The organism is Streptomyces sp. NPDC057002, assembly GCF_042673825.1.
Taxonomy (GTDB): Bacteria; Actinomycetota; Actinomycetes; order Streptomycetales; family Streptomycetaceae; genus Streptomyces.
The window spans coordinates 83247-95315 of record NZ_JBHURZ010000009.1 but is presented as its reverse complement, the minus strand read 5'-3'; the positions used below and the strand labels follow the sequence as shown (position 1 = coordinate 95315).

The window sequence follows — 12069 nt, the reverse complement described above, 5'->3', positions numbered from 1 at the left end:
CAAAGTGAACGGCTCCGATCAGGGCTGATCAACCGCGCCGGATCTGCAAGGATGAACGGCGAATCCAGAGTGTGAACAGCAGTGAGGAGATCGCCGTGTCGGGTATGTCGGCGGGCCGGTCAGCCATGCGGATGGGACCCGCTGAGCTGGTGCAGGCGGCGGCCATGGCCCGCCGCTTCTACCTCGAGGGCAAGTCCAAGATCCAGATCGCGGAGGAGTTCGGCGTCAGCCGCTTCAAGGTGGCCCGGGTCCTGGAGACCGCCCTCGAACGGGATCTCGTACGTATCGAGATCCGTGTGCCGGCCGAACTGGACGCCGAGCGCTCGGACGCGCTCCGCGCCCGCTACGGCCTCAGGCACGCAGTCGTGGTCGAGTCCCCGGCCGAGGCCGAGGAGACACCCGACCCCGAGAACCTGGGAGAGGTGGCCGCCGACCTGCTCGGCGAACTGGTCAACGAAGGTGATGTGCTGGGACTGGCCTGGGGCCGTTCCACGATCCACATGGCGGCGGCGCTCGACCGGCTGCCGCCGTGCACGGTGGTGCAGCTGACGGGCGTGTACGACGCCGGGACCGCCGAGCGCGGCTCGGTCGAGGCCGTACGCCGTGCCGCCCAGGTGTCCGGCGGTGACGCCCACCCCATCTACGCGCCGATGCTGCTGCCCGACGCGGCCACGGCCACGGCACTGCGCAACCAGACGGGGATCGCCAGGGCCTTCGAGCACTTCGACAAGGTCACCGTCGCCTGTGTCTCCATCGGCTCCTGGGAGCCGGGCATCTCCACGGTGCACGACATGCTCAGCGACGAGGAGCGCGCGCACTACGCCTCCCTCGGTGTCGCCGCCGAGATGTCCGCGCACCTCTTCGACGCCGAGGGCCGCCGGGTCGGCCGCGACCTGGGTGAGCGGTGCATCACCGTCAAGACCCACCAGCTCCGCCGCGTCCCCGAGGTCGTCGCCATCGCGGGCGGGCAGCGCAAGGGGCCCGCGATCGACGCGGTGCTGCGGTCCGGGCTGGTCACCAGCCTGGTCACGGACACGTCGGCCGCGGACTACCTGATGACGGCGGGCCCGGCGCCGAAGTCCGCGCTCAACCGGGCCGACCCGGACGGAGTCTGACGGATGGTGAGCAAGTCGCACCAGGTGCCGGACGACCCGGCGGGCCGGATCGTGGTCGTTCTCGACCTCGACGGGGTCACGGACAAGGCGGGCCTCATGGACCGCTGCGCCCGTGACCTGTCCCTGCCCGACTGGTTCGGCCGCAACTGGGACGCTCTCGCCGACTGCCTGGCCGACCCCGCCCTCTGGCCCGAGGGGTCCGAGGAGCGGGGGCTGCTGGTCGTCGTGCGGGGCTGGCGGACGTACGCCGAGGCGCGGCCCGAGGAGTGGCAGGTCGCCGAGGAGATCTTCGCCGAGGCGACGGACCGGGGTCCGGGCCTCTTTGTGACCCTCGGCCTTGGAGCATCCTCCGAGAGGCCCCCTGACCAGCCTGGATGATCCGCTCAGGGACGTCCGGGCCGTCGTCGTGGGACAATGAAGTACGTGCTCTTTCCCCCGGACCGTCCGGTTCGGGGGTCACCTCTGAACGACTGGGATGTGCAGCACGTGCGTTTCCTCAATGACATCCAGCCCGGGTACGACCTGACGTACGACGACGTCTTCATGGTGCCGAGCCGCTCCGCGGTCGGCTCGCGGCAGGGCGTCGACCTCAGCTCCCCGGACGGCACGGGCACCACCATCCCGCTCGTCGTCGCCAACATGACCGCCATCGCCGGCCGCCGCATGGCCGAGACCGTGGCCCGCCGCGGCGGCCTCGTGGTGATACCGCAGGACATCCCGAACGACGTGGTCACCGACGTCGTCTCCTGGGTGAAGAGCCGGCATCTGGTCCTGGACACCCCGATCATCCTGTCCCCGCACCAGACCGTCGCCGACGCGCTGGCACTGCTGCCCAAGCGCGCGCACAACGCCGGGGTCGTCGTCGACGAGAACCACAAGCCGGTCGGCGTGGTCACCGACGCGGACCTGTCCGGCGTGGACCGCTTCACGCAGCTGACCGAGGTCATGTCCCGGGACCTGCTGCTGATCGACGCGGACATGGACCCGGGCGAGGCCTTCAACACCCTCGACCACGCCAACCGCCGCTACGCCCCGGCGGTGAACAAGGACGGCACGCTCGCGGGCATCCTCACCCGCAAGGGCGCCCTGCGCGCCACGCTCTACAAGCCGGCCACCGACCCGCAGGGCCGGCTGCGCGTCGCCGCCGCCGTCGGCATCAACGGCGACGTCGCGGGCAAGGCCCAGGAGCTGCTGGACGCGGGCGTCGACGCGCTCGTGATCGACACCGCGCACGGCCACCAGGAGTCGATGATCAGCGCCCTGAAGCTGGTGCGCGACCTCGACCCGCGGGTGCCGATCGTCGCGGGCAACGTCGTGGCCGCCGCGGGCGTGCGCGACCTGATCGAGGCGGGCGCGGACATCGTCAAGGTCGGTGTCGGACCCGGCGCCATGTGCACCACCCGCATGATGACCGGCGTCGGCCGGCCGCAGTTCTCCGCAGTCCTGGAGTGCGCCGCCGAGGCGAAGAAGTACGGCAAGCACGTGTGGGCCGACGGCGGCGTCCGCCACCCGCGCGACGTGGCGATGGCGCTCGCGGCCGGCGCGTCCAACGTGATGGTCGGGTCCTGGTTCGCGGGCACCTACGAGTCCCCGGGCGACCTCCAGCACGACGCGCAGGGACGGGCGTACAAGGAGTCCTTCGGCATGGCGTCCGCGCGTGCCGTGCGCAACCGCACCTCGGAGGAGTCGGCGTACGACCGGGCCCGCAAGGCGCTGTTCGAGGAGGGCATCTCCACCTCCCGCATGTTCCTCGACCCGGCCCGCCCCGGCGTCGAGGACCTGATCGACTCGGTCATCGCCGGCGTCCGCTCCTCCTGCACGTACGCCGGTGCCGGCTCTCTGGAGGAGTTCGCCGAGAAGGCCATCGTCGGCATCCAGAGCGCCGCCGGCTACGCCGAGGGCAAGCCGCTGCACGCCAGCTGGAGCTGACACGCCAACGCCCTTCCGTACGGCCCTCGGTGTCCCGCCCTGCGGGAAAACCGGGGGCCGTTCGGCAGGCGCGGGCCCTAGCGTCGGTGCATGGAGATCGCCGCCTGCAGGGCCCAGCACATCGAGGTGCTGGAGCGCCTCATGCCGTCGCACAGCGTCGACGGCCACCACGCCGCCCGCTTCGCGCGGCAGGAGGCAGGGCGGAGCACCTACCTGATCCCGTGGCCGGACGGCCGGCCAGTGGGACACGCGGAGATCCGCTGGACCGGGTGCGAGGCGCCCGAGGTGCGGGCTGCCGATGCCCTGGGAGCGGAGCGATACGGGCCGGACGAACAGGCCGTTGATCTCCGGGCAGCCCGGGACACACCTGGATCCCGACGGCGTCCCGCATGAGCGGGCCGACCCCTGCGCGTTCCGCGTCAAGGCCCTCTGACGGCCCGTCACGCAACGGTCGACAGCCGTCCCGCAACGAACACCCACCGAGACCCGAGGAACGCAACGATCTTGCGGGCATGCGCAAGGTTGCTGAATTTCACCAGCAACGCCGATCCTCGTAGGCTGTCGCCTCGTACGTGGCGTGGCAGGGACCCCGCTCGGTGGGGCTCTGCTCAAGAGGTGCCGCCGGTCCCTGCCGCCCTGACCGGCAGCGATAAGGAGCCCAGCACGTGCTCGACCAAGGCGCACCCCCGCACGGCAGTAGTCAGACCACCCCGCCCGCCACGGGCGTCGGTGCGCGCCTCATGCGTCGCAAGCCGGTGGAACACCTGGTCGCGGAGGGTGGCCAGGGCGAGGGAGGGTCGCTGCGGCGCTCCCTCGGCCTGTGGCAGCTCACCATGATCAGCATCGGTGCCACCCTCGGCACCGGCATCTTCGTCGTCCTCGGCGAGGCCGTCCCCAAGGCGGGACCGGCCGTCACGCTCTCCTTCGTCATCGCCGGCCTCACCGCCCTGTTCTCGGCCCTGTCCTACGCCGAGCTCGCGGGCACCATCCCGGTCGCCGGATCCTCGTACTCGTATGCGTACGCAACGATGGGCGAGCTGATCGCCTGGGTCTGCGGCTGGTGCCTGGTCCTGGAGTACGGCGTCTCCGTCGCCGCCGTCGCGGTCGGCTGGGGCGAGTACCTCAACGAACTGCTCGACGGGACCATAGGCGTCACCATCCCGGCCGCCCTGTCCGCGCCGCCCGGCGACGGCGGCGTGTTCAACCTGCCCGCGCTGATCGTCGTCCTGCTCGCGATGGCGTTCCTGCTGGGCGGCGCCAAGGAGTCCGCCCGCGCCAACACCGTCATGGTCATCGTGAAGATCGCCGCGCTGGTGATGTTCTGCGCCATCGGCGTCCAGGGCTTCCGCTCCGGCAACTACGAGAACTTCATGCCGCTCGGCATGGCGGGTGTGAGCGCCGCCGGGGCGACCCTGTTCTTCTCCTACATCGGCTTCGACGCCGCCTCCACCGCCGGCGAGGAGGCGAAGAACGCGCAGCGCGACCTGCCCCGCGCGATCATGCTGTCGCTGGTCATCGTCACGGCGCTGTACGTCCTCGTCGCCGCCGTCGCGGTCGGCGCCAAGCCCTGGAAGAACTTCACCGACTCCGAGGCCGCCCTCGCCCAGATCATGCGCGAGGTCACCGGGCAGACCTTCTGGGGCACGCTGCTGGCGTTCTGCGCGGTCATCGCCATCGCCAGCGTGGTCCTGACCGTGCTGTACGGCCAGACCCGCATCCTCTTCGCCATGTCCCGCGACGGGCTGGTGCCGAAGGTCTTCTCCAGGGTCCACCCGAAGACCAAGACCCCCCGCGCCAACACCCTGATCGTGTCGCTGTTCTGCGGTGTGCTGGCCGCCGCGATCCCGCTCGGGCAGCTCGCCGACGCCACCAGCATCGGCACCCTGTTCGCCTTCGCGCTCGTCAACGTGGCCGTCGTGGTCCTGCGCCGGACCCGCCCGGACATGCCCCGCACCTTCCGGGTGCCGCTCTCCCCGGTCATGCCGGCGCTGGGCTTCGGCTTCTGCATCTGGATGATGGGCAGCCTGTCGGCCGTGACCTGGGTGGTCTTCGGTGTCTGGATGGCCGTCGGGCTCGTGTTCTACTTCGTGTACGGCTATCGCCGTTCCCGACTCGCACCATCCGAAAAGTGATCAACCCACTGTGCTGAACGATCTCGACGAACGCATCGTGCACGCCCTCGCCGAGGACGCCCGCCGCTCCTACGCCGACATCGGCCAGATCGTCGGACTGTCCGCACCCGCCGTGAAACGGCGTGTGGACCGGCTGCGCGCCACCGGAGCCATCACCGGCTTCACCGTCCGGGTGGACCCGGGCGCTCTCGGCTGGGAGACCGAGGGGTTCGTCGAGATCTACTGCCGGGGCAACACCTCCCCGGAGACCATTCAGCGGGGCCTGGAGCGCTATCAGGAGGTCGTGGCCGCGTCCACCGTCACCGGGGACGCGGACGCGATCGTCCAGGTCTTCGCCTCCGACATGCGGCACTTCGAACGGGTCCTGGAGCGGATCGCCGGGGAGCCGTTCGTCGAGCGGACCAAGTCCGTGCTCGTGCTGTCGCCGCTGCTGCGGCGCTTCTCGTCGGGATCGCCCACGTAATCCAGCGGCGTGATCGGCCCGACCGGCCTACCATCGGTGTCATGACCTGGCGACATTGATCTCCATCCGCGTCCTCCGATGAGCGCCGTGGGCACCGTACGTCCGGTGTCCGCCGGCTGACCGGCACGCTGTACGGCTACGCGTTCCTCGAGGACTTCGTCCTGCTCTACCCGGTGTACGCGCTGTTGTTCCGCGACACCGGGCTGTCGGTCTGGCAGATCTCCTCCCTGTTCGTCCTGTGGTCGATCACCGGCGTGGCTCTGGAGGTCCCCTCCGGCGCCTGGGCCGACGCCGTCTCCCGCCGGCTGCTGCTGTGGCTCGGCCCGCTGTTCACCGCCGCCGGCTTCGCCCTGTGGACGCTCCTCCCGTCGTACGGCGCCTTCGCGCTGGGCTTCGTGCTGTGGGGCGCGGGCGGAGCCCTCGCCTCCGGCGCGCGTGAGGCGCTGGTCTACGACGAACTGGAGCGGCTCGGCGCCGCCGACCGCTACGCCCGTGTCATGGGCCGGGCCCGTGCAGCCGGTCTGGTGGCCGTGATGGCGGCGATGGGACTGGCCGGCCCGGTGTTCGCCTGGGGCGGGGACACCGCCGTCGGCGCCGCCAGCGTGCTGGTCTGCCTGCTGGCGGCGGCGACGGCGGCCCGCCTCCCGGAACACCGGACCCCGGCGGCCGGGCAGGACAGCTGGACCGCGACCCTGAAGGCCGGGCTCGCCGAGGCCCGCGCCGACCGGTCCGTACGCGGAGCGCTCCTGCTGGTCCCGGCCGTGACCGCCGTGTGGGGCGCCCTCGACGAGTACACGCCGCTGCTGGTCCAGGACACCGGTGTCTCCGACGTGCTGGTGCCCTATCTGCTTCTGCTGATCTGGGCGGGCGCCACGGCCGGGGGACTGCTGGCCGGGACGGGCGAGCGCCTGGGCACGAAGGGCCTCGCGGCGCTGCTCGCGTGCGCGGCACTCGCCCTGGCCGTGGGTGCCGGGGCCGGCACCCTGGCCGGAATCGCCCTCGTGGCGCTCGCCTTCGGCGGCTTCCAGGCGGCGAGCGTGCTGGCCGACGCCCGGCTCCAGCAGCGCATCGACGACACCGGCCGGGCCACCCTCACCTCGGTCGCCGGTCTTGGCACGGACCTGGCCACCGTCGCCGTGTACGGCGGCTACGGGGTGCTCGGCACGGCCGGCGGGCATGGCACGGCCTTCGCGTGGTTCGCCGTGCCGTACCTGGTGACCGCGCTGCTGCTGGCCGCTAGAGGTCGGGCTGCCAGGGGATGACCGAGAAGTCGCCGGTGCCCTTCTTGACCTTCTCGAAGGGCGCGGAGCCCACGCACTTGGGCAGGTCCTTCGTCTCGACCGGGGTGCCCGTAGAGGCCCAGCTGTAGCCGAGCCGGTCGCGGTGACCGAGGTCGTGCACGGTGATCCCGACCCGCTTGCCCTTCGCGCCGGGCAGGTCGGAGGAGGTGATGACACCGGAGACGACGGCCACCTTGCCGCCGGTGACCAGGCAGTCCACCTTCGCCTTCGCCCGGGCGCCCTCGCCGTTCAGATAGTGGCTCCACTCGAAGGTGCCGGTCGCCTTCGTCGGATCGGCCTTGTCCTTCGCCGCCAGATGCGCGTCGAAGGAGAAGGTGATGTCGTCCCCGGCCGAGCGGTACAGCTTGGCCTTGCCGGTGAGCGCGGCGGCCTCACGCGCCTGCACCGGGGAGCCGGAGCCGGAGTCGGAGGACGCGGCGGCGGAGGCCGCCGCGGCGGTCGCGGTGAGCAGCAGCGCGGCCCCGAACACGGCGGTCTTGGTACGGCGGTTCATGGCGGTCCCTTCCGCAAGGGGAAACAGGTCGTCGGAACGCTCACCACTGTCCCGGCGCGGCCCTCGCGCCACATCGCTCCGGGGACGTGACCCCGCCTCCGCCGCCCGGCGGGGGAGCGCCGCACCGGTCTGCGCCCACGGGTGGACCGACGTACGACCACGGGCCCGCAACGAATCGCCGCCGAGCCCTGGAGGGACGCAATGATCAGCTCACCGGCGCGCAATGGCTGCTCCTTGTCCGGCCGAGCCCGCCGACCGTACCGTCTATCAGGCCCCCGAAAACCCTCCGCGTCCCGGTGAGGAACACGCATGCGCACCGCCCTGCTCCAGAGCTCCGGCCGCCCCGGCTCCACCGTCGAGAACCTCAAGGTCCTCGACGAGGCCGCGGGCCGGGCCGCCGCCGCGGGCGCCGGGCTGCTCGTCACGTCGGAGATGTTCCTGACGGGGTACGCGATCGGCGACGACATCGGCCGCCTCGCCGAGCCCGCCGACGGAGACTGCGCCGACGCCATCGCCGAGATCGCGACCGGCCACGGTCTGGCGATCGCCTACGGCTACCCCGAGCGGGCGGGCGACGCCGTGTTCAACTCGGCCCAGCTGATCTCCGCCGACGGCACCCGGCTCGCCAACTACCGCAAGACCCACCTCTTCGGCTGCTTCGAGCGCGACCACTTCACCCCGGGGGACCAGCCGGTCGTCCAGGCGGAGATCGACGGCCTGCGCGTCGGCATCCTGATCTGCTACGACGTGGAGTTCCCGGAGAACGTCCGCGCCCACGCCCTGGCCGGCACCGACCTGCTTCTCGTCCCCACGGCCCAGATGCACCCGTTCCAGTTCGTCGCCGAGTCGATGATCCCGGTGCGTGCCTTCGAGAACCAGATGTACGTCGCGTACGTCAACCGGGTCGGCCGGGAAGGCGAGTTCGAGTTCGTGGGACTGTCCACGCTCGCCGGGCCCGACGGGGTCGCCCGCACCCGGGCCGGACGGGGCGAGGAGCTCGCCCTCGCCGACGTCGACCCGGCCTTCCTCGCCGCGTCCCGCGAGACCAACCCGTATCTGCTGGACCGGCGCCCGGGCCTCTACGGGTCGCTCGCCTGATCCCCCCACACCTGCCTGTCTCTTCTGCAAGGAGTCCGTACCCCATGACGTCCACCGTGCCCAACGCCGTCGAGCACGCAGACGCGCAGCAGCCGCCGATCACCATGTTCGGCCCGGACTTCCCGTACGCCTACGACGACTTCCTCGCCCACCCGGCGGGTCTCGGGCAGATACCCGCGACGGAGCACGGCACGGAGGTCGCGGTCATCGGCGGCGGCCTGTCCGGCATCGTCGCCGCGTACGAGCTGATGAAGATGGGCCTCAAGCCGGTCGTGTACGAGGCGGACCAGATCGGCGGCCGGCTGCGGACGGTGGGCTTCGACGGGTGCGACGAGTCCCTCACCGCAGAGATGGGCGCGATGCGGTTCCCGCCGTCGTCCACCGCGCTCCAGCACTACATCGACCTGGTCGGTCTTCAGACGCAGTCCTTCCCCAACCCCCTCGCGGAGGCGACCCCGTCGACCGTCGTCGATCTCAAGGGCGAGTCGCACTACGCCGAGACGGTCGCCGACCTGCCCCAGGTCTACCGGGACGTCGCCGAGGCCTGGAACAGGTGCCTGGAAGAGGGCGCCGACTTCTCCGACATGAACCGGGCCCTGCGCGAGCGGGACGTCCCGCGCATCCGCGAGATCTGGTCCCGGCTCGTCGAGAAGCTCGACAACCAGACCTTCTACGGCTTCCTCTGCGACTCCGAGGCGTTCAAGTCCTTCCGGCACCGCGAGATCTTCGGCCAGGTCGGCTTCGGCACGGGCGGCTGGGACACCGACTTCCCGAACTCCATCCTGGAGATCCTGCGGGTCGTCTACACCGAGGCCGACGACCACCACCGCGGTATCGTCGGCGGCTCCCAGCAGCTGCCGCTGCGCCTCTGGGAGCGTGAGCCGGAGAAGATCGTCCACTGGGCCCACGGGACCTCGCTCGCGAGCCTGCACGAGGGCGGCGAGCCCCGCCCGGCGGTGACCCGGCTGCACCGCACGGCCGGCAACCGCATCACGGTCACCGACGCGCGCGGCGACATCCGCACCTACCGGACGGCGATCTTCACCGCCCAGTCCTGGATGCTGCTGTCGAAGATCGACTGTGACGACTCGCTCTTCCCGATCGACCACTGGACCGCGATCGAGCGAACCCACTACATGGAGTCCTCGAAGCTGTTCGTGCCCGTGGACCGTCCCTTCTGGCTCGACAAGGACGAGGAGACCGGCCGGGACGTCATGTCGATGACGCTCACCGACCGGATGACGCGCGGGACCTACCTCCTCGACGACGGCCCGGACAAGCCCGCCGTCATCTGCCTCTCCTACACCTGGTGCGACGACAGCCTGAAGTGGCTGCCGCTGTCCGCGAACGAGCGGATGGAGGTCATGCTCAAGTCGCTCGGCGAGATCTATCCCAAGGTCGACATCCGCAAGCACATCATCGGCAACCCGGTGACCGTCTCCTGGGAGAACGAGCCCTACTTCATGGGCGCGTTCAAGGCCAACCTGCCCGGCCACTACCGCTACCAGCGGCGCCTGTTCACGCACTTCATGCAGGAGGAGCTGCCCGAGGACAAGCGCGGCATCTTCCTCGCCGGCGACGACATCTCCTGGACGGCCGGCTGGGCAGAGGGAGCCGTCCAGACCGCCCTCAACGCGGTCTGGGGCGTCATGCACCACTTCGGCGGCACGACCGACCCGACCAACCCGGGCCCCGGCGACGTCTATGACGAGATCGCGCCGGTGGAACTCCCGGAGGACTGACGGGCTCGGGCCCCGCGAGCGGTCCGACCGAGGCGTGAGCGCACCCGCCGCACCCGCCGTACCCGCCGCACCGGTCGTGGCCGCGGGCGTCGGCCGGCCTCCGGTGCGGGAGCGGCGGTGCCGGCGTCGTCGTCCGGCTCACCGGCCGGAAGTCTGCGTCGGATCACCATGGCGATCACGGCGGCGATGGCGCTCACGGACACGGCGAGTCCGCCCAGGCCGGTGATCGCCTCGGTCACCTGCCGCCACAGGTCCCCGGCCCAGGAGAGCCAGTCGTCGTCCGCCGGCGGCGCCACCGCGTCCACGCTCCAGATCAGGGGCGGCTTCTCCACCAGCACCGTGTCGGTGTCGCGGAGGTAGGAGGTCACGGTGAGCGCGACGCTGAACGTCCCCGCACGTTCGGCCCGCACTTCCCACAGCCAGACAGCGACGTCCCCGCGGCTCAGGACGCTCTGTCGTTCCGACGACAGTGGCGTGCACCGCACACCGGCACCGGAGCAATGCAGCTTCACGCCTATCTGCGTACCCGCGCTGGCGACCGTCTGGGACTCGCCGGGGCCGGACGCGACCCGGGCGCCCGGAATCTCGACCCGGAACCGGCGCGGCGGCGCATCCGCCACGAGCCCCAGGGCTCGCGGGTCCGTGTGGACGACCGGGACGTCGAAGAGGTGGCGACGCTCCCGCTCGATCTCCTCGGGATAGGAGAACGCGTCGGACGGTGGTGCCGTTCCCACCGCGGCACCACCGGGCCGATCTTCCTCGCTTCGCGTGATGAATCCGACGAAGCTCCCCCAGACCAGGGCGAGCGAGAGCCCGAGCGCCACCCAGGAAACGCCGCCCAGGGCATCGAGGACCACGAGCACCGAGCTGCGCCGGCGAGTCGCCCACGCGCGTAATCCGACCATGCGCGCACAGCGTAGTGAACGATCCTGTCACCAAGCCCACGACCCAAGTCGCCGCCGGGGAAAGCGAGTTGGATCATCTCTGCAACGGCGTGAGCAGCATGCGCCCCGCGAGGCCCGCCGCCGCGTCCAGGTGCTCGGTGAACTCCTGGGCCACGTCGGGGAGTCCGCGCAGTGCCCACAGGGCCCGGGCCGCCGTCCAGGAGGCGTCCCGGGCGCGGTCCAGGCTCCAGGAGCCCAGCAGATGGGTCAGCGGGTCGGCGATCTGGAGGAGATCGGGGCCCGGCATCAGATCTTCGCGGATGCGCTCCTCCAGCGAGAGGAGGAGATCGCCCACCGTGTCGAACTCGTCCTCCAGGTCGGCGGGTGCGCAGTCGAGCGTACGGCAGGTGTCCACCAGGGCCAGCGCGAGATCGTGCCCGATGTGCGCGTTGATGCCCGCGAGGGCGAACTGCAACGGCCGTACCCCGGGATGGCGGCGGAACTGGAACAGCGGCCGCCAGCAGGCGGGTGGGCGCCGCTCTCCGGACGCGGCGTCGACGGCCTCCAGGTACCGCTCCGCGAACCGTACGTCCAGCGTGATCGCGGCATGCGGGTCCGCGAACCGCCCGGTGTCGACGTACCGGTCCACCGTCTCCGTCACGGCGAGGTAGACACGGTTGAAGACCGCCACCCCGTCCCGGGGGTGCAGTGCCGCATCGAGGGCGCGCATACGGGAGATGACTCCGTCGACCGGAGTGTCCACGGCTGAGGGGACTTGTTCGCATCGCGGCATGCGGGCAGAGTCCCAGCTCTAGGCTGGCGGGAGTACCGGCTGGCCCGGCGCTTCCCCGAAACGGGGGAACGCCCGCCGCCGCAGGGGGAGGGGGAGCAGCACCGTGTCAGGCTTACGTG

Annotated in this window: 12 protein-coding genes; 9 read left to right on the top strand and 3 right to left on the bottom strand. The window is 71.1% G+C overall.

Translation table 11 applies throughout. From position 1 onward, the window contains the following. Positions 1-71: 71 nt before the first annotated feature. The 7 genes from ACFT32_RS35775 (at position 72) to ACFT32_RS35745 (ending at position 6901) form a co-directional block, all read left to right on the top strand. Complete coding sequence (locus ACFT32_RS35775) at positions 72-1115, top strand: sugar-binding transcriptional regulator (protein ID WP_382497562.1); 1044 nt, start codon at positions 72-74, stop codon at positions 1113-1115. A gap of 24 nt (positions 1116-1139) precedes the next feature. Further along, positions 1140-1493, top strand: coding sequence for a barstar family protein (locus ACFT32_RS35770; RefSeq protein WP_382498116.1), 354 nt, complete (start codon positions 1140-1142; stop codon positions 1491-1493). Between the two features lie 108 nt (positions 1494-1601). Beyond that, the gene (locus ACFT32_RS35765; protein ID WP_382497560.1) at positions 1602-3044 is read left to right on the top strand and encodes a GuaB1 family IMP dehydrogenase-related protein; all 1443 of its coding nucleotides are present in this window, start codon (positions 1602-1604) and stop codon (positions 3042-3044) included. Between the two features lie 90 nt (positions 3045-3134). Beyond that, on the top strand, positions 3135-3437 hold the full coding sequence (locus ACFT32_RS35760; protein WP_382497558.1) for a hypothetical protein: 303 nt from the start codon (positions 3135-3137) through the stop codon (positions 3435-3437). A gap of 272 nt (positions 3438-3709) precedes the next feature. After that, positions 3710-5176, top strand: a complete 1467-nt coding sequence (locus ACFT32_RS35755; protein WP_382497556.1) for an amino acid permease — start codon at positions 3710-3712, stop codon at positions 5174-5176. A gap of 10 nt (positions 5177-5186) precedes the next feature. Continuing rightward, positions 5187-5639 (top strand): Lrp/AsnC family transcriptional regulator, encoded by a 453-nt coding sequence (locus tag ACFT32_RS35750; protein ID WP_184597150.1) that lies wholly within the window; start codon positions 5187-5189, stop codon positions 5637-5639. Between the two features lie 116 nt (positions 5640-5755). After that, positions 5756-6901 (top strand): MFS transporter, encoded by a 1146-nt coding sequence (locus ACFT32_RS35745; protein WP_382498115.1) that lies wholly within the window; start codon positions 5756-5758, stop codon positions 6899-6901. Here the strand turns inward: ACFT32_RS35745 and ACFT32_RS35740 are convergent. Then, positions 6876-7433, bottom strand: coding sequence for a Repetin (locus tag ACFT32_RS35740; RefSeq protein ID WP_382497555.1), 558 nt, complete (start codon positions 7431-7433; stop codon positions 6876-6878). The genes ACFT32_RS35745 and ACFT32_RS35740 overlap by 26 nt on opposite strands. Positions 7434-7742: 309 nt before the next feature. Between ACFT32_RS35740 and ACFT32_RS35735 the strand changes: the two genes are divergently transcribed. Next, complete coding sequence (locus ACFT32_RS35735) at positions 7743-8531, top strand: carbon-nitrogen hydrolase family protein (protein WP_382497554.1); 789 nt, start codon at positions 7743-7745, stop codon at positions 8529-8531. A 44-nt stretch (positions 8532-8575) separates the two neighbouring features. Beyond that, positions 8576-10273, top strand: a complete 1698-nt coding sequence (locus tag ACFT32_RS35730) for a flavin monoamine oxidase family protein (RefSeq protein WP_382497552.1) — start codon at positions 8576-8578, stop codon at positions 10271-10273. Here ACFT32_RS35730 and ACFT32_RS35725 read toward each other — a convergent pair. Both ACFT32_RS35725 and ACFT32_RS35720 read right to left on the bottom strand, forming a co-directional pair. Beyond that, complete coding sequence (locus tag ACFT32_RS35725; protein WP_382497550.1) at positions 10234-11178, bottom strand: hypothetical protein; 945 nt, start codon at positions 11176-11178, stop codon at positions 10234-10236. The two genes, ACFT32_RS35730 and ACFT32_RS35725, sit on opposite strands and share 40 nt — an antisense overlap. Before the next feature lie 73 nt (positions 11179-11251). After that, entirely contained in the window at positions 11252-11950 is a 699-nt protein-coding gene (locus ACFT32_RS35720) for a DUF5995 family protein (protein ID WP_382497548.1), read from the bottom strand. Between the last annotated feature and the right edge of the window lie 119 nt (positions 11951-12069).